21 protein-coding genes and 1 tRNA gene are annotated in these 21,755 nt (G+C 65.2%); 6 read left to right on the forward strand and 16 right to left on the reverse strand.

Annotation, left to right across the window (positions count from 1 at the left end):
• The first annotated feature begins 227 nt into the window (after positions 1-227).
• Positions 228-1,217: an LLM class flavin-dependent oxidoreductase gene (locus QRN45_RS14690; RefSeq protein WP_284763828.1), complete on the forward strand. Its 990-nt coding sequence runs from the start codon at positions 228-230 to the stop codon at positions 1,215-1,217.
• A gap of 124 nt (positions 1,218-1,341) precedes the next feature.
• Positions 1,342-3,981, forward strand: coding sequence for a trehalase-like domain-containing protein (locus tag QRN45_RS14695; RefSeq protein ID WP_284763829.1), 2,640 nt, complete (start codon positions 1,342-1,344; stop codon positions 3,979-3,981).
• Between the two features lie 94 nt (positions 3,982-4,075).
• On the opposite strand, the gene QRN45_RS14700 is transcribed toward QRN45_RS14695, so the two are convergent.
• From QRN45_RS14700 to QRN45_RS14710, 3 genes are all read right to left on the reverse strand, one after another.
• Positions 4,076-5,002 (reverse strand): AEC family transporter, encoded by a 927-nt coding sequence (locus tag QRN45_RS14700; protein WP_241709380.1) that lies wholly within the window; start codon positions 5,000-5,002, stop codon positions 4,076-4,078.
• 140 nt (positions 5,003-5,142) lie between these two features.
• Positions 5,143-5,571 (reverse strand): aspartate 1-decarboxylase, encoded by a 429-nt coding sequence (gene panD / locus QRN45_RS14705; RefSeq protein WP_171983469.1) that lies wholly within the window; start codon positions 5,569-5,571, stop codon positions 5,143-5,145.
• Between the two features lie 55 nt (positions 5,572-5,626).
• A complete protein-coding gene (locus QRN45_RS14710) occupies positions 5,627-5,953 on the reverse strand; it encodes a putative antibiotic biosynthesis monooxygenase (RefSeq protein ID WP_241709381.1) in 327 nt (108 codons plus the stop codon).
• A gap of 99 nt (positions 5,954-6,052) precedes the next feature.
• Between QRN45_RS14710 and QRN45_RS14715 the strand changes: the two genes are divergently transcribed.
• Positions 6,053-6,646: a TetR/AcrR family transcriptional regulator gene (locus tag QRN45_RS14715; RefSeq protein WP_241709382.1), complete on the forward strand. Its 594-nt coding sequence runs from the start codon at positions 6,053-6,055 to the stop codon at positions 6,644-6,646.
• On the opposite strand, the gene QRN45_RS14720 is transcribed toward QRN45_RS14715, so the two are convergent.
• A complete protein-coding gene (locus tag QRN45_RS14720; protein WP_284763831.1) occupies positions 6,630-7,484 on the reverse strand; it encodes a LysR family transcriptional regulator in 855 nt (284 codons plus the stop codon). The genes QRN45_RS14715 and QRN45_RS14720 overlap by 17 nt on opposite strands.
• Before the next feature lie 150 nt (positions 7,485-7,634).
• Here QRN45_RS14720 and QRN45_RS14725 point away from each other — a divergent pair, with 150 nt between their 5' ends.
• Positions 7,635-9,032 carry an MFS transporter gene (locus QRN45_RS14725; protein WP_241709384.1) on the forward strand — a complete coding sequence of 466 codons (1,398 nt, stop codon included), beginning with the start codon at positions 7,635-7,637 and terminating at the stop codon, positions 9,030-9,032.
• Between the two features lie 69 nt (positions 9,033-9,101).
• Here the strand turns inward: QRN45_RS14725 and QRN45_RS14730 are convergent, their stop codons facing one another.
• The 3 genes from QRN45_RS14730 to QRN45_RS14740 all read right to left on the reverse strand — a co-directional run bounded on the left by QRN45_RS14730 (position 9,102) and on the right by QRN45_RS14740 (position 10,547).
• Positions 9,102-10,235: a N(5)-(carboxyethyl)ornithine synthase gene (locus QRN45_RS14730; protein ID WP_241709385.1), complete on the reverse strand. Its 1,134-nt coding sequence runs from the start codon at positions 10,233-10,235 to the stop codon at positions 9,102-9,104.
• Positions 10,236-10,252: 17 nt separating this feature from the next.
• Entirely contained in the window at positions 10,253-10,387 is a 135-nt protein-coding gene (locus QRN45_RS14735; protein ID WP_264637052.1) for a hypothetical protein, read from the reverse strand.
• An 86-nt stretch (positions 10,388-10,473) separates the two neighbouring features.
• Positions 10,474-10,547, reverse strand: a tRNA-Gly gene (locus tag QRN45_RS14740).
• A gap of 237 nt (positions 10,548-10,784) precedes the next feature.
• Here QRN45_RS14740 and QRN45_RS14745 point away from each other — a divergent pair.
• Entirely contained in the window at positions 10,785-11,231 is a 447-nt protein-coding gene (locus tag QRN45_RS14745; RefSeq protein WP_078107360.1) for an SRPBCC family protein, read from the forward strand.
• Positions 11,232-11,234: 3 nt separating this feature from the next.
• Here the strand turns inward: QRN45_RS14745 and QRN45_RS14750 are convergent, their stop codons facing one another.
• The gene (locus QRN45_RS14750) at positions 11,235-13,019 is read right to left on the reverse strand and encodes a CAP domain-containing protein (RefSeq protein ID WP_241709386.1); all 1,785 of its coding nucleotides are present in this window, start codon (positions 13,017-13,019) and stop codon (positions 11,235-11,237) included.
• A gap of 148 nt (positions 13,020-13,167) precedes the next feature.
• Between QRN45_RS14750 and dcd the strand changes: the two genes are divergently transcribed.
• Positions 13,168-13,743, forward strand: coding sequence for a dCTP deaminase (dcd, locus tag QRN45_RS14755; protein ID WP_078107361.1), 576 nt, complete (start codon positions 13,168-13,170; stop codon positions 13,741-13,743).
• Between the two features lie 52 nt (positions 13,744-13,795).
• Here dcd and QRN45_RS14760 read toward each other — a convergent pair whose 3' ends face one another.
• From QRN45_RS14760 to QRN45_RS14795, 8 genes are all read right to left on the reverse strand, one after another.
• Complete coding sequence (locus tag QRN45_RS14760) at positions 13,796-14,314, reverse strand: putative endonuclease domain-containing protein (protein ID WP_264637051.1); 519 nt, start codon at positions 14,312-14,314, stop codon at positions 13,796-13,798.
• Between the two features lie 24 nt (positions 14,315-14,338).
• Positions 14,339-14,737 (reverse strand): hypothetical protein, encoded by a 399-nt coding sequence (locus QRN45_RS14765; RefSeq protein ID WP_264637050.1) that lies wholly within the window; start codon positions 14,735-14,737, stop codon positions 14,339-14,341.
• A 126-nt stretch (positions 14,738-14,863) separates the two neighbouring features.
• Positions 14,864-16,069, reverse strand: coding sequence for a cation:proton antiporter (locus QRN45_RS14770; RefSeq protein WP_241709388.1), 1,206 nt, complete (start codon positions 16,067-16,069; stop codon positions 14,864-14,866).
• A gap of 5 nt (positions 16,070-16,074) precedes the next feature.
• Complete coding sequence (locus QRN45_RS14775; RefSeq protein WP_059389838.1) at positions 16,075-16,557, reverse strand: cation:proton antiporter regulatory subunit; 483 nt, start codon at positions 16,555-16,557, stop codon at positions 16,075-16,077.
• A gap of 77 nt (positions 16,558-16,634) precedes the next feature.
• Positions 16,635-17,420: a glucosamine-6-phosphate deaminase gene (locus tag QRN45_RS14780; RefSeq protein ID WP_264637049.1), complete on the reverse strand. Its 786-nt coding sequence runs from the start codon at positions 17,418-17,420 to the stop codon at positions 16,635-16,637.
• Positions 17,421-17,455: 35 nt separating this feature from the next.
• Complete coding sequence (locus QRN45_RS14785; protein ID WP_264637048.1) at positions 17,456-18,979, reverse strand: glycoside hydrolase family 3 protein; 1,524 nt, start codon at positions 18,977-18,979, stop codon at positions 17,456-17,458.
• 63 nt (positions 18,980-19,042) lie between these two features.
• Positions 19,043-20,194 carry an ROK family transcriptional regulator gene (locus QRN45_RS14790; protein ID WP_264637047.1) on the reverse strand — a complete coding sequence of 384 codons (1,152 nt, stop codon included), beginning with the start codon at positions 20,192-20,194 and terminating at the stop codon, positions 19,043-19,045.
• Positions 20,195-20,268: 74 nt separating this feature from the next.
• A complete protein-coding gene (locus tag QRN45_RS14795) occupies positions 20,269-21,672 on the reverse strand; it encodes an MFS transporter (protein WP_264637046.1) in 1,404 nt (467 codons plus the stop codon).
• Between the last annotated feature and the right edge of the window lie 83 nt (positions 21,673-21,755).

The following is a 21,755-nucleotide window of genomic DNA, read 5'->3' on the forward strand; positions in this document are numbered from 1 at the left end:
TACGGGCAAACCCCGGTCAATCAGGCGCTGGAGGTGCAGTCCGTGGCCGGGGAGGACGTGGCTTTCGGACATGCGGCCGTCACCTTCGCCGGGATCTCGGCATCTTCACGAGTTGAGACGGACCCCACGCAAGCGGGAGAAATAACCCGGGCGCCGCCGTCGTTGTCGAAAGAGTGGCCGGGAAACCGGCCCCTCGAACGAAACCACCTTCGAAAGGCCGGCATCACGTGACTGTTCCCCTCTCCATCCTCGACCTGGCAATCATCGGCAAAGGCCAGACGGCGGCGGAGAGTTTCGCCGGGAGCGTCGCGATGGCGCAACTGGCCGAACGTCTCGGCTACCGCCGGATCTGGTACGCCGAGCACCACAACATGGGCTCGATCGCGTCCTCGGCCACGAGCGTGCTGATTGCCCACATTGCGGCAAACACAAGCAGCATCCGGCTCGGCGCCGGCGGCGTCATGCTGCCCAACCATTCGCCGCTCACCATCGCGGAGCAGTTCGGCACCCTTGAGACGCTGCACCCGGGCCGGATCGACCTCGGCCTCGGAAGGGCGCCCGGCAGTGACCAGAACACGATGCGTGCACTCCGTCGCGATCCGATGGCCGCGGACACCTTCCCGCAGGACGTCCTGGAACTGCAGGGGTACCTCACGGGACCGACGCGGATCCAAGGGGTCGAAGCGACGCCGGGCAAGGGCACCAACGTGCCCCTCTACATCCTCGGGTCCTCGCTCTTCGGGGCGCATTTGGCGGCTCAGCTCGGCCTGCCCTACGCCTTCGCCTCGCACTTCGCGCCCAACGCGCTGCAGGACGCCGTCGCCGTCTACCGCCGCGAGTTCAAGCCATCCGAGCAGCTCCAGGAGCCTTACGTGATCGCGGGCGTCAACGTCGTGGCCGCAGATTCGGCGGCCGAAGCCCAACGGCTCTTCCTTGAGGTCAAGCGGGACCGCGTCTCGCGCTTCCTGGGTGGCGGACGCGAATTCACCGACGCCGAAGCGGACCTTATTCTCGACTCGCCCCAAGGCCAGCACATCGCGCAGCTGGTGAAGTACTCGGCGGTGGGAACGCCGGAAATGGTGCGCGATTACCTCGACGAGTTCACCCGCCACGCCGATGCCGACGAACTGATCGTTGCCCACCAGAGCACGGGCACGGAGCAGCGCCTGCGTTCCGTGGAGCTGGTGGCAGAAGCCGTCGGGCTGACGCGGGTGTAGCAAGGGAACTGCACCGCCCAAACGTAACCAAACAAACTCGTTACACCCCGGCAATACGCGGGTCACGGAGGCGAAACCAGCCGGGCGGAAACTGGACGAATCCACCCCGGAAGGATCGTCCCCCATGGCTACTCCGCTCAATTTGTCCGTGGCCGATTCGGCGTTGCTGACAAAGTCGCTTCCTCTGGGCCTCCTGCGGACGGCAGTCCAATCCGAGGCCGCCCACGATGGAATCACTCCGGAGCTGCTGGCGGAACTGAGGATGCTGGCCCGCACCCCGGGGCTCCTGGTGGCCTGCAACTACGGTGGAACCCTCTGTGCCGCGGAAGGCGTATCCACCGAGACGCTCCCGTTGGGGAGTGCCGCCGTCGCGCTCCGGGCATTGGCGGCGCTGCCGAACACGCACACGGCCGTCATCTCCGGCAGGTCGCTGCGGGACCTTGCCGCAGTGTCGCGCCTGCCGGCGGAAGTCCACCTGGTGGGTTCGCACGGCGCCGAGTTCGACATGACCTACGCGTACAGCGTCACGATGGCCACGGAAGCCGTCCTTCAACAGGCAGCCACCGCCCTCAACGAATCGATCGGCTTCGAAAAGGGCATCAGCATCGAGCGCAAGCCCGTGGCCGTAGCCATCCACACCAGGCCGGCCACTCCCGCCGTCGTGGCCCGGGTGACGCGTGAGGCGCACCAGATCGCCCGCGAATTGGGCTTGTTCTTCATTGTGGACGGCTCCGTTCTGGACTTGTCCATCGTGGAGCCCTCCAAAGACGCCGCGCTGGAGCATCTGCGTGCACAGTTGGGGGCCAGCGCGGCCCTGTTTGCCGGCGATGCGGAGAGCGACGAGCTCGCGATCGCCACCTTGCGGGGCCCGGATCTTGGCCTGCACGTTGGCGATGCAGAAACCAAGGCGCGCTACCGCTTACCGGACCCGGAGGCCTTCGCCAAAGTGCTCGCCATCCTGTTCGAACTGCGCCGAGCGTGGTTGTTCGGCGAGGACGCGGTGGGGCTGGAGCGGCATTCGATGATCGGCAACGGGACCTCCACAGCGCTGCTCACCCCGGAGGCCAAGATCTGCTGGATGAGCCATCCCCTCCCGGATTCCGGATCCTTGTTCGCGCACATCCTTGGTGGAGACCCGGCCGGCCACTTCAGCGTGGAGCCGGTCAAGACGTCGAAGGTGCTGGGACAGCGCTATGTGGACAACACCATGATCGTGGAGACGCGCTGGGCCGACGTTACGGTCACGGACTACCTTGAGCCCGCCCCGGACGGCATCACCAGCCTGGTCCGGGTCCTGTCCGGAACCGGCAGCGCGCGGATTGTTTTCGCACCGCGGCCGGACTACGCCAACGCCCCGTTCAATATGGAAATCCGTGGCGAAGAGCTGCACGTTGTGGGCACTTCGGATCCCATCGTCCTCTTCGCTCCCGGCGTGTCCTTCACGGTCACGAGCGACGGCAAACACGGCACCGCCACCGCCGAAGTCAGCCTCGCGTACGGTCCCGTCGTCATGAACCTGAGGTGCGGAGACACTGAGCCGACGACGCCGGACCCCACCGGAGAGCTCGCCCGGCGGGCCGCCGTCGCGCACCAGTCCCGGCAGTGGGTCCGCGGGCTGGAACTGCCCGACATGAAACCGTCGCTGGTGCGGCGTTCGGCATTGGTCCTGAAAGCACTGGTGCACGAGCCGACCGGGGCGGTCCTCGCCGCTCCAACCACGTCGCTGCCGGAGGGGATCGGCGGCACCCGCAACTGGGACTACCGCTACTGCTGGCTCCGCGACGGCTCCATGACGGTCAATGCGCTCGTGGACCTGGGTTCCACCGAGGAAGCAGACGGGTTCCTCCGTTGGCTGGGCCGCATCCTGGAGAACGCTCCCGGTCCGGAATGGCTGCATCCCTTGTACTCGGTGACCGGCTCCCCGCTGTCTACGGAGGCCATTATCGAGAGCTTGCCCGGTTACGCCGGTTCGCGGCCGGTGCGGATCGGGAATGCCGCCGACCACCAAGTGCAGCTGGATGTCTTCGGGCCGATTGCCGGGCTCATCCAGGCCCTCGGCAAGCGCCGCGGCACGTTGCCGGACGAGCACTGGAAACTCATGGAGCAGATGGCCTCGGCCGTCCTGGCCCGCTGGCACGAAGCGGACCATGGCATCTGGGAAGCCCGGCGGGCGCCACGGCACCACATCTACACCAAGGTGATGTGCTGGGTGACCCTGGACCGGGCCATGCAGACGGCGGTGCGGTTCCGGCGCCCCATCGGGGCCGAGTGGGAGGAAACGGCCAACATCATCCGCGCGGAAGTCCTCCGCGAGGGCTGGGATGATTCCGCGAACTCCTACACCGTGGCCTACGACAGCCCGGACCTCGACGCGGCCGTGTTGCATATCGGACTCTCGGGCCTGCTGGACGTCCGCGACCAGCGCTTCCTGGACACCGTCACCGCCGTCGAGCGCGAACTGCGGGTGGGTCCCACCGTGTTCCGGTACAGGTACGACGACGGCCTGCCGGGTCTGGAGGGCGGGTTCCACATCTGCACCACCTGGCTCATTGAGGCGTACCTGGCTGTTGGCCGGCTGGACGACGCGCTCGAGCTGTTCAACCAGCTCGTGGCGCTCTTCGGTCCGACCGGGCTGCTTCCCGAGGAGTTCGACCCGGGCACCGAGACCCACTTGGGAAACCACCCGCAAGCATATTCGCACTTGGGCTTCATCCGCTGCGCGCAACTCCTGGACAGGTACCTCGACTCGGTGGACGAAGAGTAGGCGCGAGGACACCAACCAGCCGGGCCGACCCAACTGACTCGCACTTAGTGTCGTTTTCAGCGCTCAAAACGACACTTACTGCGAGTTAGTTGGGCTAGGTGAGCAGGAGGGCCACGGCGATCATTGCCGGGACGGCCACCACGGTGGTGATCAGGACAGTATCCTTCGCCACGGTGATTCCCGTGTTGTAGCGGCTCGCGGCCACGAACACGTTCTGGGCAGTGGGCAGGGCGGCCGTGACCACCACCGCGAACAAGGCGTGCGCCTCAAGGCCGAGCGCGAAGCGGGCAAACAGGTAGGCCATCGTGGGGTGGACAAAGAGCTTGAAGCCGCTGGCCAGGAGCGCATCCGTCCGGCGCCCCGTGTCTTTTTGCAGCGGCCGGGAGCCGTTCAGGCTCATCCCGAATGCCATGAGCATCGCGGGAATGGCGGCTCCACCGATCAAATGGATCGGGTCCATGATGAGCGAGGGCACTTGCCAGCCCGTTCCGGCCACCACCAAACCGAGGGCCGATCCCACGATCATCGGGTTCCGCACGATCATCAAGACGAACCGCAGGGGAGTGGTGCGGTGGGCGCTGGTGCTGGCATCGAGAGCCATCAGGTACATGGGCGTGAAGAACGCGAGCTGGAAGATCAGCAGCGGTGCCACGTAGCTCGCGTCGCCCAGGACAAACACGGCGATGGGGATGCCGAGGTTCGCGGAGTTGGCCAAGGAAGCGCTCATGGAGGACATCAGCGATTCGGGGAGGGAGCGTTTGAGCCAGAACTTCACGATGACGAAGAACAAGCTGCCGGTAACGACGGCGCCCACCGCCGTGACCAGAAGCGGAGCGGCAAAGATGTCGCGAAGATGGGCCTTGCCGAGGGTTTCAAAGAGCAGCGCGGGACTTGCGACGAAGAAAGTCAGGGCGCTCAGGACCGAACGCGCGTTGTCTCCCAGGATTCCGCGCTTGCCGACGAACATGCCCACCAGAATGATGGCCCACACCACGAAGAACCCGGAAACGACGCCCAGCACTACGGCATCCGGAGGGGGACGGGTGCGGGGCGGCGGGGGTTCACAGTCCCAGCCTAAATCAGCTTTATTCGGCTGTAAGGCCCGACGGCGGCATGTCCCGCCATGTGGACCGCGAAGAAGGGGTCCCCGGGGCAGGGGAGTTAGTTCAGGTTCGCGTTGTTGAGGGCGTGCGGGGGGCGCATGACGCCCGGAGTGATGCCTTCGGCTGGATCACTGCCGAGCTGGACGATCTTGTTGGCCCTGTCCACATGGACAACCTTGGGTTGGTAGCCCTTGGCCTCTTCGGTGGTCATCTCCGCATAGGTGATGAGGATGACGACGTCGCCCACGTGCACCAGGTGCGCTGCGGCACCGTTGATGCCAATGACGCCGGAGCCGCGTTCGCCGGCAATCGTGTAAGTCTCGAGGCGTGCGCCATTGGTCACGTCGACAATGGAGACGAGCTCGCCGGGGAGAATATCCGCAGCATCCAGCAGATCCAGGTCAACCGTCACTGAACCTACATAGTGCAGGTCGGCATGGGTCACCGTGGCGCGGTGGATCTTGGACTTAAACATTGTGCGGTTCATAACGTGACAAGTTTAGCGCGTGGCCGCCCGATTGCCGGGTGATACCTGCCACAGGCTAGGCCTTGGCGGCGGCCTTTCTTGCCTGCCGCCGCTTCAGCGAGCCGTAACCGGCGAGCAGCTTCGGGACAACCAGGTAGACGGCGGTAGGAACGACGACGAGCGTCAGCACGAGGGCGCGCAGCGCGGGGTGCCATGACTCCGTGATCGGAGCGAGGATCGTCATGCCGATCGCGACGAGGGGGAAAATGGCCAGCCACGTGATCACTGCACGCGTGTGCACGGAAGGCAGGTGCACAGGGTGCGCGGAGTGCGGAGCGGGCTCGGCAACCGCCGCAACCGCGGCGCTGTCCGCGGGGGCGGCAACGGGGATCTGGGTGCTCATGGGATTCTCCAACTAATTGGTTGCTTTCGGCGTGAGTTCAGACTAGACCTCACCGCCAAAAACTGCAACTACTTGGTTGGAATCTGTTAAGGTGGACACATGGCATGGGATACCGAGCGGACCAAACGACTCCTCCTTGAGGCAGCGACCGCCGAGTTTTGCCAATTCGGACTAGCCGGCGCCAGGGTGGACCGCATCGCGGCTGCGGCCGGAGTCAACAAGGAACGCATCTACCAGTACTTCGGCAAGAAAGATCTTCTCTTCGACGCGGTGATCGCATCCCAGCTCAGCAAAGTAGTGGACGAAGTCCGCATCGAGGGCGATGGTCCCGAAGCCTTGGCCGATTACGCCGGACGCCTGTTCGACCATCACCACCAAGATGCCACCCTTCCGAGGCTGCTGTTTTGGGAGGGGTTGGAACGGGGGGAATATGTGGTCAACCGTCCGGACCGGGCCGCGAACTGCAGGAACAAGGTTGATGGTGTCATCCGGGCCATCCCGGGGACGTCCAGGGAAGATGCGGCCGATCTGATGCTCACCATCATTGCGTTGTGTGACGCCTGGCCGGTACTGCCGGAACTGGATGGCCTCATGGCCGGTAGCAAGGGGTCAAGCAGGGCGGAGCGGCGCCGCAAGACGATCGTCCAAACCGTCCTCCTCGCCGCACGGGAGCTAGCTACGCCTGCTTGTTGAGCGTTCTGCCGATGATCGCCTGCGTCAGTGCGTCCACTACCTCGGCGTTCGCCAAAGGGTTGCGGATCAAGGTGAAGTCCACGTCACCCACCGGCGGGAGGTCGAAGCGCTTGGTGATCACCGTGAGGTCCTCGGGAACCAGCGACGACGGCATCACCGCGACGCCGATGCCAGCGCGCACCGCTGCCAGGACGCCGGCGATCTGCCGGGTGGAGCAGGTGACCCGCCACGTGCGGCCCATGGCCTCCAGCGCGTCGATAGCCAGTTTCCGGCTGACGCTCGGGGCCGGATAGCAAATCAGCGCCACGGGGCTGGCCGGGTCCAGCGCCGTCTGTTCGACGCCCACCCAGGCGAACTTGTCGTGGCGGACCACGGTGCCGTCCTTCGCCTCGCCCACCCACTTCACGAACACGAGATCCAACTGGCCCGCATTGACGCGTTTGTAGAGCTGGTCGCTCTGGCTGACGGTGAGTTCCAGGTTGATCTGGGGATACAGCTGCCGGAACTCGCGGAGGATCCGGGGCAAGCCCGTGATGGCGAGATCGTCGGCGGTGCCGAACCGCAGCCGGCCACGCATCGCGGAGCCGGAAAAGTACCTGGCTGCGGAATCGTGCGCGGAGAGGATGTTGCGGGCAAAGCCTGCCATCGCATCGCCATTGTCCGTGAGCCGGACATCCCGGGTGTCGCGCGCTACGAGCGCTCGTTTGGCCGCCGTCTCCAGCTTTCTTACGTGCTGGCTGACCGTGGGCTGGGCGAGGCCGAGGCGCTCGGCTGCCTTCGTGAAACTCAAAGTCTCGGCCACGGCCAGGAAGGACCGCAGCTGCACGGGTTCGAACACGGAGCTCCTTGAATAGGTATGTCCACCACTACTCACGCGGGTGTATTGCATTTCGCAATGCTAGTTATACAGCCAATTCACTTCCATAATCACCGCGGCCAACCCTAGCGTTAAAGGCATCCCAGCGAAACGCCTATCCAAGGACTACTTGTGGCACCCCCACCGCCCGCAGCGGCAAACGTCAGCCAGCCCACCATCGATTCGCTCGCCGCAAGCAGCCGAATTCCGCACGCTGCCGACCCGGACACGGTTACCCAGCCGATCGCCGTCGTCAGTGAACGGCTCCCCTGGCGGCACACCTTCATTTCCCTCAAAGTACCCAACTTCCGGATCTTCGCCATGGGCCATTTCGTGGCCGTCATCGCGCTCTGGATGCAGAGGATTGCGCAGGACTGGTTGGTACTCCAGCTCTCCGGATCCGTCACCGCAGTCGGAATAACCGTGGCATTGCAGTTCACGCCGTCGCTGTTCCTGGGCCCATGGGGCGGAATGATGGCGGACCGCTTCGCCAAGCGGCGCATCCTCATCTTGTGCCAAAGCGTCGCGGCCTCCTTGGCGGCCATCCTTGCCGTCTTGGCCCTGAGCCAGCACATCGAGGTGTGGCACGTTTATGTGATCGCCTTTGTCCTGGGCCTGGTGACGGTCCTCGACCAGCCCGCCCGGCAGGTCTTCGTCAACGAGCTTGTGGGACCGAAATACCTCCGCAACGCAATCAGCGTCAACTCCACCACGTTCCAACTGGGCGGACTGATTGGTCCCGCCCTGGCCGGCGTGCTGCTGACCGCAGTGGGCGCGGGGTGGGCTTTCGCCGCGAACGCGGTTGCCTGCTGCTCCACCGTGACCATGCTCCTGATGCTGCGCAAGAACGAACTTTATGTCAGCACGCCTGTGCCAAAACGCAAGGGAATGCTGCAGGAGGGCCTGCGATACGCCCTCAGCAAGCCCACCATCTACTGGCCGTGGCTCATGGCCGGCTTTGTAGCGGTCTTCGCGATGAGCCTGCCTGTGCTTCTCGCCGCCTTTGCGGACAACGTCTACCATGCGGGCGCGGGCGGCTACGGCTTGCTCAACGCCATGGTTGCCCTTGGCGCGCTCGCCGGGGCAATCACCTCCGCCCGCCGCCGGCAATTGCGCCTGCGCTCAGTGGTGCTGTGCGCCGGGATGTATGGCTTGATGCTGTGCCTGGCGGCGTTGGCCCCATCCATGGTGTGGCTGGCCGCTGCGATGGTTCTTTCCGGATTCTGGTGCCTCATGTTCCTGACGGCCGCCAACCAGTTGGTCCAGGTCAGCGCCAATATGAGCATCCGCGGCCGCGTCATGAGCCTCTACATCATGGTGCTCATCGGTGGCCAAGCCATCGGCGGACCCATGATGGGCTGGCTTGCCGAGCACCTGAATCCGCACGCAGCGCTGTTGGTGTCAGGCGGGGTGCCGGCGCTCGCAGCGGCGACAGTCGCCGTCGTGCTCGCCCGGAAGTCCGAGTTGCGGGTCAAAGTGGATGTCCGGGACCGACGGCGGATGGTGCGGATCGTCCCGCAGTCGGCGTAACGCCGAACCCGGCCGGGCCGGGCGCCTGCCAGGCGCCCGGATCAGCCGCATTCCGAGGCTACAAGTCCACTACGCCACAAGGTGCGGATAGTCCGCTGCGCGCCCCTGGAACTGCAGCACGTCCGGGTTGCGGATGATGCCGTCCCGGATTTCGATGGCCCGGGAGATCGTCTCATTGGCGGCCCAGGCCTCGGGGCCCGAAATGACCGTTTCGAGGAACGGCAGGAGCGCTTCGCTGATCTCCCAGCTGGACGAATTCCACAAGTAGGACGGGCTGTGGTCAACCGCGTAGTAGTTGATGTGGTCCCCCACCGTGAACATGGGCTCGGCGAACGTCGTGGTCCGCGCCCAACTGAAACCCATGCCTTCGTCGCAGGAGACGTCGACAATCAAGCTGCCCGGCTGGAACGCGTCCAGGTCCTCGGTCCGCAGGTACGTCAGCGGCGAGTTCGGGTCCTGCAGCGTGCAGTTGACCACGATGTCGCTCGCGGCGAGGAACGGTGCCAGTGGCAGGCGGCCACGGTCGGTGATGACCTCGCTCAGGAAAGGGGCGTTCTGGTCGTGATCGAACTGCACTATGCGCACCGAGTGGATGGGGGAACCGACCGCAGCAACGCCGCGGTTGGTCAGCACCTGGACGTCGTGGATGCCGTGGGCGTTCAGGGCGGTGACCGCGCCACGCGCCGTGGCGCCGAAACCAATCACGACGGCGCTCAGCCGCCTCCCGTAGTCACCCGTCGAACCCGTCAGGGCAAGTGCATGGATGACGGAACAGTAGCCCGCAAGTTCGTTGTTCTTATGGAAAACGTGGAGTCCGAAGCCGCCGTCGCTCGCCCAGTGGTTCATCGCCTCGAAGGCGATCAGGGTCAGCTTTTTGTCGATCGCGAGCTGGGTGATGGCCCGGTCCTGCACGCAGTGCGGCCAACCCCAGAGGACCTGGCCGTCCCGGAGGTCGGCGAGGTCTTCCGGTTGCGGTTTGGGCAGGAGAATAACATCCGAATTCGAAATCAGTTCTTCACGGCTTGCCATGCCACCGACCAGCGGCTCAAGTTGGCTGTCCGAAAAGCCGAAGCGCTCGCCGTACCCGCGCTCGAGCCGGATGTGTTGCCGGAGCTCCGGGGCAATGCGCTCCAGATGCAGGGGATGGACAGGCAGCCGGCGCTCGTCCGGCTTCCGCGATGACGAGAGGATGCCGAGGGTCATGGCGCCTGTATGGCCGCTCACTTTTTGTTGCCGGTTGCCGGCTTGGCCACGGTGGTGGCGGAGGACTCAGAAGCCCTCTTGTCCGCGCGCTTTTCTTTGATGGATTTGCCGGATTTTTTCGATGCAGCTTGGCGAGGTGATTTGTCAGCCATGATCGCTCCCTTAGAGCAGAGCCGAAATGGCTCCTAGCTCCTGACGATACACCCAGGGAGTTGGGCACCTTGTATCCGGGCAGAGATGGAGCGGGCGACGGGAATCGAACCCGCGTATCGAGCTTGGGAAGCTAGCGCTCTACCATTGAGCTACGCCCGCAATGCTCCGCGCATCAGCCGGAGCAGATCCCAGCTTAGCGCAGATGCCATGGTGATCCAGACACAGACTCACCGGTATCACGGTCCCATCAAATTCCCTGCGGAGCTCGTAAAGATTCGATTACGGCTCGACGCGGGTGTGTTGCGGTGCGCCGCGCCTGACTATTCTGTAGCAGTTAGCTGCTGTGTCATGGGGAACCCGGCTATGTCTATGAGCCGTACGCCGAAAGAGGATTCCGTGGCATTTGCAGAGCATGAAGTACTCATTGGTCGCGACGCCATGACCGTTTACCAATTTCTGGTGGACGGCCTGAACAACCCCCTGTGGCGCAGCGGAATCCGCAGCATTTCCCTTCGCTCGGGGCACGCTGGCGAAAAAGGCGCCGTCTACCAGCAGACCCTGTCGGGTCCGGGAGGGCGGCCGATCGCGGCTGACTTCCAGATCACCGAGGCCAGGCCAGGCGCTGAAGTGCGGTTCGCCGTCGTCGCCGGCCCCGCGCGGCCCACCGGCGGCTATTACCTCAGCACCGAGGGCCCCAATACCCGCCTGCGGTTCGCCCTGGAGTACCACCCCAAGGGCCTGCAGAAACTGATGAACACCATGATCCAGAAGACCATGGAAGGTGAAGTGGTCCAGCTGGAGCAGCTCAAATCGGTCATCGAGGAGCAAACCCCGGAGGCATGAGCGTTACTGCGCCAGCTTCAGTCCGCCCAAACCGCTTATCGGGGTGCTCGGCGTCGTGAGGCGTCCACCGGTCAGGTCCCAGTATTCGATCGTTCCGTTGCTCAGCAGGCCTGCGACTCCCGTGGAGTTGAGGCCGGTGACGCCCTTGAGCGAGCGCAATCCGGAGTAGTCCGTCCATCCGGTTCCCACGACCAGCCGGGCCTCTGCCTTGGGCGTGGTGAGTCCCGAACCCCGGTAGAGGCGCAGGTTCCCGTTTGCTTCCACGGCCAGCAGGTCCTGGAAGCCGTCGGCGTCGTAATCCACCATGCTGAGCCGGATCGCACTGACGCCCGAGCCCACCTGGGTCCGTCCGACCAGCGCGGTGAGTCCCAGGTTCCGGTACAGGTAGAGAGCACCGGTGGAATCGGTGGCGAGGATCTGCGGGAGCCTGTTGTTCCCGCACCAGGTGCCCACCGCCATGGTCATCGTCTGCCAGCCCGATGAGCCCAACGTCACGGGTGCCTTGAATCCTCCGCTGACCACCCCGGGGTACAGCAGGAGCCTGCCGTCCAGCATTTGGACGATGACGTCGATCACGCCGTCGCGGTCCCAATCCGTGGTCATCACTTCTTTCGCCCCGGCGAAACCGGAGCCGACCGTCCGGGCAGGGCCGAAGGTGCCGTTGCCGAGTGCCGGGTAGTCCCTCAGGTTTCCGGAGGGGTCGACGGCGACCAGGTCGCCGGTGCTGCGGATGGCTGCCGCACTGAGGTCCAGGGTGGGCGGCTGGTGCTTCGCGATGGGGTCGCAGACGCTCGGTGGCGGAAGCTGGGGAGGGGCTGTGCCCGCGCCGGGGCTGTTGACGGTTCCGGCGGGGAGGGTCGTATAGCCGAAGAGATTGACCACGCCCCACATCGTGTAGCTATTGGGGGTGGTCTGGTAGTTGCCGTCCGTGAAAGTGATTCCGACGCCGATCACGTTGAATCGGGGGTCGCGAAGCAGAGCATCGTGGGCGGGTGAGCTCTTCCACCATTCGACAAGCTGGGCTGCATCCCGGTCCCAGCGGACAGCGATGATCTCGCCCGCACCGTTGTTGGGGTTCAAGGCCCTGGGATCGGTCCAGAAGTTGGGGCGGTGCTCGATCACTTGGCGGCTGGCGATGTTGTTGGACCAGTCCTGCGACAGCGTGGACACCGTGGGGTTGTATTTCACCGGGTTCAAGCCAAGCGACGTCCGGTAGGCATTGATGGCGTTGAAGACGGCCAGCACCTGTGCCGAATTGTCGTCGTTGACCAACGCGTGCGGCGAAACCAGCGGGACGGCCGCGGGGGAGGACTTCGCCTGGGTTTGGGTCGGATCCGGGACATTCCCGGCCGGGCTTCCGGGAAGCGGGTCGGGGCCGGATGCCGGTGGGATGGAGGGGATCGGGGGCGGCCCGTCCACTGCCTGGGGCGACGTGCCGTTGCCCGGGGCGACGGCGGGGTTTGCCTGCGCGGGCGTCGTCGCCGTTTCGACGGCGTGCGTGCTGCCCCAACCCACGGGGGCGGCTGGAGCCGGGGCGGCTGCGGCTGCCGGGGTCGGGATGGTGGGCGCGGTGGCCGTTGGTGACGCCGGCGAAGGTGCGGCCTGCGGCAGGCCGGATCCCGACGGCGGTGCAGACGCCGTCGTCGTACTTTCAGTACCGGCGGCGGTGCCTGGGGTGGAAGGCGCGGCTGCGGCGGACGTTCCGGCGAGCTGCGCCGGAAGGGCGATTGGTCCGGAGGCAGGGGCCATCACCGTGACAAGGCAGGCCACCAGTACGGCAACGGGCACCGCAATTCGTCTCAATGTTTCCCCAGATTCGCGTCGTGCCACCGTCCCCAAACGCAACAGCGGTAACGGTAGTCTATGTGGTGCACTATAGTCCCATGCGCCACTCCGGCACCACGGGGTACGCGGCGCATACGGTACTTTTGATCCTGTGCTGATCTCTGACCGCGACATACGTGCCGAAATCGACTCCCGACGTATCGTCCTGGAGCCCTACGACCCCGCAATGGTTCAGCCGTCCTCGGTGGACGTCAGGATTGACCGCTTCTTCCGGCTGTTCGACAACCACAAATACGCGCACATCGACCCCTCCGAGGAACAGCCTGAGCTGACCCGCCTGGTGGAGGTCGAGGGCGACGAGCCTTTCATCCTGCACCCGGGCGAGTTCGTGCTCGGTTCGACTTACGAGACCGTGAGCCTGCCGGACGACGTCGCCGCCCGGCTTGAAGGAAAGTCTTCGCTGGGACGCCTCGGTCTGCTGACGCACTCCACGGCCGGCTTCATCGATCCCGGTTTCTCGGGCCATGTGACGTTGGAACTGTCCAATGTGGCTACCCTGCCCATCAAGCTGTGGCCCGGCATGAAGATCGGCCAGTTGTGCTTCTTCCGGCTCTCGTCGGCCGCCGAGCATCCCTATGGTTCCGGCGGTTACGGCAACCGTTACCAAGGCCAGCGCGGCCCTACCGCGAGCCGCAGCCACCTGAACTTCCACCGGACGTCTGTTTAGCGCATCGAGAGGTGAGGTCTCGCCCCTTTGATGCAGCGAAATGGCCGAGATCTCACGTCTCGCTGACCCAAGCTGCGCGGGCAAGGGCGTCTCGCACGCGGGTTACGACTCCGTCGAACCCCCCGGCGTTCACGTGCCGTGCCGTAATTGTCACCGAAGTCCAGCCGATCGCGGCGATGGATTCGTCGCGGCGAATGTCAGATTCCTTCTGAGTGGCTGTCAGGTAGTGACTACCGTCGTAGTTGACGGCCACTTTATGCCTGGGGAAGGCCAAGTCCGGCCACGCCAACTCCCATCCGCTTGAATCCTGGACAACAAATCGCAAGACAGGTTCCGGCAATCCCTGCCGGCCGATGGCAAGGCGGAGCTTGGTTTCCGGTACGGATTCGGCTCCAACCCTCGCGAGTTCCAGTGCCAACCGGGCATTCTTGCGTCCGCGGATCCCCGGGTTTCCCTCCACTTGCGAACGCAAATCCTCAAGGGAACAAAGCGCGGCGCGGTTGTGGCCGAAACTGGGGGACTGGCTGCAGATGAAATGGTCGGCCGCGGCGACGAGATCGTCGAGGGGCAACAACGGAGCCAAATCAAGCCAGGTTCAGGCAGGGCTCGTGATGGGAATGCCATCGAGGGTTCGACGGTCCGCGGCACCCAAAGATACCCGGCGCCCGGCAACCCCCTTGCGAACCGGCCGGTTCCCGCCGTCCCACCGCAGCAAATGCACCAACGGCTGGCGTTCGAGATCACGGGGGAGGTGACAGCGCCACAGGATTGCCGCCGTCGGGCCGCAACACACGGTCCCGGGCGAGATGCCCGTCAACAACCGTGCCGTATGGGAAAGCTCCTGGACGGCACCCCAAGGAACGCGGACTCCACGGCTGGCCACGCGAAGGTCCTTGTTCCATGCCCGGCTCTCCGAAACCCCGGCAGCGCGCTGTTCGGAGAGCGTGAACGAGCGGCCCCTGACGGTTTCAGGAAGAGGTCCGGGACTGCGCATGCACCAATTCGTGGCACAGAACAGGGCCTGCCAACCGGTTATCCACAGTGGGGGGAGTAGTGAAGGCCCGCCTACAGATCGAGACGTGAGATCTCGCCTCTTTGAACCCTCGAGAAGGCCGGGATCTCACGCCTCGAGGGACGCAATAGGCTCCGACGCTTTCGATTTGCGGGGAGACTTGCGGAAGACTTTGACCATAGGCTCCACGAAGCGGGCTGCGAGCGGACCGAAGATGGCCATGAGCAGCACATACGCGGTGGCGAGGGCGGCAAGCTCGTGCGGTACGACTCCCGAGGCTACGGCCAGGCCCGCAATGACAATGGAGAACTCGCCGCGGGCGATCAGGGCGGCCCCGGCGCGGAAACGCCCAGGAACGGCGATCCCTGCACGCTTTGCCGCCCAGAATCCGGTCAGCACCTTGGTAAGGGCTGTTGCGAGGGCGAGAAGCAGCGCCCAGCCCAGCACTGGCGGGATCTTGGATGGGTCCGTGTTGAGGCCGAAGGCTACGAAGAAGATAGCCGCGAAGAGATCCCGCAACGGTTCAAGGATGCGCGTCGCGTTGTGGGCGGTTGCCCCCGAAATGGCGATGCCCAGCATGAACGCCCCCACGGCCGCGGAGACCTGGAGTGCGGACGCGATGCCGGCCACCAGAAGTGCGGCCCCGAGGAGATTGAGCAGGAAGACCTCGGAGTTTTCGCTGTGCACGGCTTGGGATACCCGATGGCCGTGTTTGAGGGCCACCACCAGTACGAGGGTGACGACGGCCAACGCTATGCCCACCGTCTGGAGCCCGCCCAGGAAGCCCACGCCCGCGAGGATCGCCGTCAGGATCGGAAGGTAGATGGCCATGGTCAGGTCTTCGAACACCAGGATGGCAAGCACCACGGGCGTCTCTCTGTTACCGATCCGGCCGAGGTCAGTGATCACCTTCGCCGCGATCCCGGAGGAAGAAATGTAGGTGACGCCGCCCATGACGATCGCGCCCACCAGCCCCCAGCCGAGCCACACCGCTATGCCCGCACCCGGAAGGAAGTTCAACACCAGGTCCAGTACACCGGCTTGCCAGGAGCGCCGCAGCCCGGTGACGAGCTCCGCGGCCGTATATTCCAAGCCGAGCATGAGCAGCAGGAGGATGACGCCGATTTCGCCGGAAAGGTGGGCGAACTCCTGCATGCCGTCGAGCTTGACCAGTCCACCTGCCCCGAACGCGAGTCCCCCCACCAGATAGAGCGGAATGGGGGACATGCCGATCCTGCCGGCCAAGCGTGCCAAGAGGCCGAGGCAGAAAACGACTGCGCCCAGCTCAATGAGGGTCAGGGCCAGGGGGTCCATAAAGGTCAGCCGTTGCGCAGAATGGCAGCCGCAGAGTCAAGACCTTCCTGCGTACCGACAGCCACCAGCAGATCACCCGTGTGAAGGACGACGTCGGGAGCCGGTGAGGGAACCACTTCGCCTTCGCGCATGATTGCCACGATCGAGACACCACTGCGGGTGCGGATCTGGGCTTTGCCCATGGGCTGGTTGTTGAAAGGGGAGTCAGCGGTGATGGAGAACTGCCGCGTGACAATGCCGGGGATTTCCTTGTGGGCTTCGGCCAGGCGCATGGCGATGTGCTGTCCGCCCAGAAGGTTGCCCAGGGCGGCGGCTTCGTCTGCGGTCAACGGGATGGATGCCTGGCAGGTATCGGGATCGTCCCATGTGGAGACGAAAAGCTCGGTCTCACCCTCCCGCATCTCGACGACACCGATGCGGCGTCCCGAGGCCGTGATGAAATCCTTGCGGACCCCGAGGCCTGGAAGTTCTGTCTCATCCACGTTCATAAGTCCACCCTAGCCCTCTTGAAGGGGCGGCGGAATGACGCCGCTCGAGCCCTTCGCGCAAAGCGGTCCGCGCCGTTCTACGGGGCAAAAGCCAGGCCGCGCGCGGCGTCGTCGTAGTATTCGCGGTTCGCCAATCCGGCGGCTGCTGCCTCGTCCAGGACCACCACGGCGTCGGCATGCCATTGCAGGATCGAACCCGGGCACGACGCCGTCAGCGGCCCCTCGACGGCGGCAGCGACCGCAGCGGACTTCGCGGCACCCGTGGCGATGAGCACCAGCCGGCGCGCCTCCAGCACGGTCCCCAATCCCTGGGTGATGCAGTGGGTCGGGACGTCGCCGTGATGACCGAAGAACCGGGCGTTGTCCTGCCTCGTGCGGGCCGTCAGCCGCTTCAACCGGGTCCGGGAAGACAAGGAGGACCCGGGCTCATTGAAGCCGACGTGGCCGTTGGCGCCGATGCCGAGAATCTGCACATCAACGCCCCCGGCATGGCGGATCGCGGCGTCGTAGGCGGCAGCTCCGGTTTCGAGCTCGGCCTGCGTGGCGCCGGTGCCGTCAGGGACATTCAGCCCGGCCAGTGGAAGCCCGATCACCTCGCAGACCTCGCGGACGAGGACCTGGCGGTAGGACTGGACATGTCCAGTCGGAAGGCCCACATATTCGTCCAAGGCGAATCCCTTGGCGGCCGAGAAATCCACCCGGCCCGCAGCGGCCGCAGCCGCGAGTTCCGCGTACAGCCCGAGCGGGGACGAGCCGGTGGCCAATCCCAGTACTGGTCCTCTGCCCGCGGGGAGTCCTGCGAGGACGGCCTGGGCAGCGGCCGAAGCGGCCGATTCCGGGGTGGGCGCGACAATGACTTCCATGGCAGCTTTCTGTCGATGGGTTGGGCGGGCTGCAGTCAGGCCTTGGTGCTGCCGTTAAGCAGCGCCGTCAGGGCCTGGGACACCGTGAGTGACGCACCATAGGTGACGATGTCCGCCCCGCCGCGCGGCCAGCCGCACTCGACGGCGATCACCGCGTGCCCTTCCGCCCTCAAGCGGGCAAAGACGGTCCACAGCGGGTGTTCGGCATCCAGGCCGCGCCCGACGACGGCGACCCTCGCGCCGTCGGGAACTTCGCCTTCTCGGACCACTTCCGACGTTGTGGCGGCAGGGCCCCACGGCACGCGACCGACCGCGAAGTTGGACCCGGTCTCAACCTGCACGATCGCCACGGGTTCCGCCCGTGCAAGCCACCTTTGAGCGGCTTCGGAGACCTCGAAGGCCTCGGCGATGCGTTCGCCGTCGAGCGCGTTCGCATCGCCGGGAACGCCGGAGCGTTGCGGCTCGCCCCGCAGCCCCAGCTGGCCCCTGACGGCGGCCTCCTGGATTTCAGCAGCGCCGGCAGCGGGGAAACGCGCGGACAGTGCTGCCGTGCGGGCAACGGCGTCCGCGAGGCGTTCCATGGGCAAGCGCCCCCCTTCCACGGCATCGGAGATCGCGGTGAGTGTTTGTTCGAAGAGGGCCGGTCCCGTTTCGGAACCAAGGCACAACAGGTCTGCCCCGGCCATGAGTGCACGGACGGCTGCTTCCGGAATGCCGGTCTGGGCGGACGCGCCGGCCATGTCCAAAGCATCGGTGATGATGAGGCCGTCGAACCCCATGTCACGGCGCAGCAGGTCCTGCAGGATGCGCGAGGAGAAGGTCGCCGGGTGGTCCGGGTCCAGGGCTTCGACCAGGATGTGGCTGGTCATGACCGTGGCTCCGCGAGCCGCCACGAGCGCCCGGAAGGGGACCAGTTCGCGGGCATCCAGGGTGGCGGCGTCGGCGGTGACCCGGGGGAGCGCCAGGTGGGAGTCCGTGGTGGTATCGCCGTGGCCCGGGAAGTGCTTGGCGCAGGATGCCACGCCCGCGTCTTCGAGGCCACGGATCCAGGCGGCAGTATGCCGGGCCACCAAGTCCGGTTCGGCCCCGAAGCTGCGCACGCCGATCACGGGATTATCCGGAGCGGAATTGACATCGGCATCCGGGGCCAGGTTCACGTTGATGCCCAGGCCTGCCAGTTCGTGGCCGATGGCGCTGGCGCTCGCGGCGGTCAGTTCGACGTCGTCGAGGCGCCCGAGCACGGCGTTCCCGGGCTGCGTGGATCCCGTGAGGTAGTGCAGCCTCGTGACGTCGCCGCCCTCTTCATCGACGGCGATGAGCGTGTTCGGGGAATGTGCCCGCAGCCCGGCGCACAGTTCGCGCAACTGGACGGGGGACGCCACGTTGGTGCCGTAGAGGCACACAGCCGCGAGCCCGGCGTCGTACGCTTCAAGAATCCAGACGGGGACCGCGATGCCGGTGAATCCGGGCATGAGGGTTCCTGCCGCGAGGCGGCGCAGGTGGTCGCGGGCGGGCCTGGTGGCAAAGGACTGGGTAGCAGGGGACTGAATCGTGTCCATGTCCGGCTCCTTCGAAGGGATGCGTGGCTGGTTAGTCGGGGCTGGAAACGGCGCAGGCGGCACTCAGGCCACACCAAGCTGGTTCCAGAGGACCATCACGGCGGCGCCGCGCAGGACAATGTCCTGTGCGTCTGCCGCGAGACGGACGGACACCGGTGAGGGGTCCTGGTGCAGGAGCCGCTCAAGCAAGGTCTGCTGGACGGCGTTGAGAAGGGGGCCTTCCAAAAGCTCCCGGGGTCCGCTGAGGACCACTTCGCCCAAATCGAGGGCGCCAACCACGGGGGCGAGGGCGATGGCGAGCCGCTCGCCTGCTTCCCGGAGTACGACGTCGGCCGCGGCCTCCGGTTCGGAGCTCGCCGCAGCTTCGGCGAGGGCCCGTTCGAGGCTGGGGACGGACATCCAGGTTTCGAGGCAACCAGTCTTACCGCATTTGCAGATGGTTCCACCGTCGGTGCCGACCGTGACGTGGCCGATTTCGCCCGCCGCGGAGTGGGCGCCCCTGGTGCGTCTACCGCCCACGATGAGGCCTGAACCGACACCGCGCCCGATTTTCACGAGAACCATGTCGTCACTGCCGCCGCCGAAGGTGTAGTCCGCGTGGACTGCCGCGTCGGCGTCGTTGGAAACGAGGGTCGGCAGGCCGGTGCGCTCCTGGAGGAGGTCGCGCAGGGCGACGTCCTTCCATCCGAAGTTGGGGGCCGTGGTGACCACACCGTCGGCGTTGACGATGCCGGGGGTCCCGACGCCGATCCCGAGCAACGTGGCAGTGGCCCGCGCTTTTGCCTCGGACGCCAGTGCGAGGACCTGGTTGACTACGTCTTGTCCGGTTTCGTCCGAGAGGGTGCGTTCCGCACGGTCGAGGATGTTGCCGTCAAGGTCGAGGACAGCGGCGCGCAGCACGGAATTTTCGGCGAGATCCATGCCGATGACTTGGAGGCCCTGGCGGTTGATGTCCACCAGAATGGCCGGCTTGCCGGGGCGGACTTCATCGGAGTGCCCCAGTTCCACCACATGGCCGCGTTCCAGGAGGTCCGAGACGAGGTCCGATACCGTCACGCGGGTCAGGCCCAGGGTCCGGGAGAGATCCGCGCGGCTCATTGCCCCGGCCGAGTGGAGGGTCTGGCGCACCAGGGAGAGGTTGTGGGCGCGCCCGTCGGAAGGCAGGGTTGCCGCACTGGTCCGATCTGTGCGCTGGCGGTCGCGAAGGGCTTCCATGGGAGTTAGTAAACTCTACTAACAATCAAAGATCAAGGGTTTTTTGCAGATTGTGTGGAATCAAGCACCGTCTGTCAGCTCAGCGGAACCGTGGCGATTTCCGTCTTGCTGGGTGATTTTACGGGCAGGATCACCAACAAGCCGGCCAGGAGCACCACCATGATGCCGAGGATTCCCCAGCGTTGGGCCCCGCCCGAGGCCACCAGGGGCGTCGCCACGGTGATGCACAGGGTGAACAGTGCCGGCGCCAGGAAGCTCACCGCCCGGCCGGTGGTGGCGTAGAGCCCGAACAGTTCGCCGGATTCGCCGTCCGGCGCCAGCCTTGCGAGATAAGCCCGGGAGGACGCCTGGGCTGGTCCGACGAACAGGCAGAGGAACAGCCCGAATACCCAGAACGTGGTGCTGCCTGCCCAAGGGGCTCCGAAGAACACGTAGTCGCCGTTGCCAAGCACCAGGATCACGGTGCCGGCTGCCAGGAGTCCGATGAGGGAAATGACGATGACGGACTTGGGCCCGATCCTGTCGTCCAGGAATCCGCCGATCATGGCGCCAACGGCTGCCACCACGTTGCCGAAAATCGCGAAGAAAATGACTTGTTTGAGCTCGAATCCAAAGGTTCCCGCAGCAATGACACCGCCGAAGGTGAAGACCGCCGCCAGGCCGTCGCGGAAGATGGCGCTCGCGAGCAGGAAGTAGATGGTGTGCGGGCTGGTCCGGTAGATGGCCCTGATCCGGCGGACCAGCAAACTGTAGGATGCGAGGAATCCGAGCCGGGATTCCGGTTTCCTGACGGAGAGCTCCGGCACAGCGAAGAGCACAGGCAGCGCGAAGATGAAGAACCAGAGCGCGGAGAAGACGGCAACGAGCCTGATATTCAGGCTGTCCTGGGTGGATGCCCCGAACCACTCGAAAGACGGTTGGACGAAAAGCTGCAGCACCACGAGCAGCGCGACAATGCCGCCCAGGTACCCCATTCCCCAGCCGAAGCCACTCACTTTGCCGATGTTGGCAGGAGTGGAGATCTGGGCCAGCATGGCGTTGTAATTGACGCCCGCGAACTCGAAAAAGATATTGCCGAGCGCAACCAGCGAGACCCCCAAGAGCAGGAACTCGGGTTTGGGGAAGACGAAGAAGCATGAGCCAGTGAGCACGGCCACAATGGCTGTGTTGACGCCGAGCCACAGTTTCCTGCGCCCACCGGAGTCGGAACGTTGACCGGTGACGGGTGCCAGGAGCGCAATCGCGACGCCGGCAATCGCCAACGCGGCACCCAAGGTGGCTGACGCGGAGTCTTCCCCGCCAAAGGCCTTGGACGTCAGGTAGACCGTGAACACGAAGGTAGTCATGACGGCGTTGAACGCAGCGGAACCCCAGTCCCAGGATGCCCAGGCAAGGATCTGGCCCTTGTTGGACAGGACAGGCCCCGAAGCGAGCTCGGATGCCGGGTGCGGGGCTTCAGGCGCAGTTGCCATGTTCATGGTTGATAAACTACCTGCACCGAACCCAACGTTTGACCGCCTGCTCCAACTTTTGACAATTCATTCCTGACTTTGCGGAGATT

This window comes from Arthrobacter sp. efr-133-R2A-63, assembly GCF_030209795.1.
GTDB classification, from domain to species: Bacteria; Actinomycetota; Actinomycetes; order Actinomycetales; family Micrococcaceae; genus Arthrobacter; species Arthrobacter bambusae_A.

Bases quoted from the DNA above. Each gene is read 5' to 3' on its own strand.
- panD (WP_171983469.1), bottom strand. From the start codon at position 5,571: ATGAACCGCACAATGTTTAAGTCCAAGATCCACCGCGCCACGGTGACC.
- QRN45_RS14785 (WP_264637048.1), bottom strand. From the start codon at position 18,979: ATGGACACGATTCAGTCCCCTGCTACCCAGTCCTTTGCCACCAGGCCC.
- QRN45_RS14780 (WP_264637049.1), bottom strand. From the start codon at position 17,420: ATGGAAGTCATTGTCGCGCCCACCCCGGAATCGGCCGCTTCGGCCGCT.
- QRN45_RS14765 (WP_264637050.1), bottom strand. From the start codon at position 14,737: ATGCGCAGTCCCGGACCTCTTCCTGAAACCGTCAGGGGCCGCTCGTTC.
- QRN45_RS14695 (WP_284763829.1), top strand. From the start codon at position 1,342: ATGGCTACTCCGCTCAATTTGTCCGTGGCCGATTCGGCGTTGCTGACA.
- QRN45_RS14795 (WP_264637046.1), bottom strand. From the start codon at position 21,672: ATGAACATGGCAACTGCGCCTGAAGCCCCGCACCCGGCATCCGAGCTC.
- QRN45_RS14775 (WP_059389838.1), bottom strand. From the start codon at position 16,557: ATGAACGTGGATGAGACAGAACTTCCAGGCCTCGGGGTCCGCAAGGAT.
- QRN45_RS14770 (WP_241709388.1), bottom strand. From the start codon at position 16,069: ATGGACCCCCTGGCCCTGACCCTCATTGAGCTGGGCGCAGTCGTTTTC.
- QRN45_RS14735 (WP_264637052.1), bottom strand. From the start codon at position 10,387: ATGGCTGACAAATCACCTCGCCAAGCTGCATCGAAAAAATCCGGCAAA.
- QRN45_RS14730 (WP_241709385.1), bottom strand. From the start codon at position 10,235: ATGACCCTCGGCATCCTCTCGTCATCGCGGAAGCCGGACGAGCGCCGG.
- QRN45_RS14710 (WP_241709381.1), bottom strand. From the start codon at position 5,953: ATGAGCACCCAGATCCCCGTTGCCGCCCCCGCGGACAGCGCCGCGGTT.
- QRN45_RS14790 (WP_264637047.1), bottom strand. From the start codon at position 20,194: ATGGAAGCCCTTCGCGACCGCCAGCGCACAGATCGGACCAGTGCGGCA.
- QRN45_RS14715 (WP_241709382.1), top strand. From the start codon at position 6,053: ATGGCATGGGATACCGAGCGGACCAAACGACTCCTCCTTGAGGCAGCG.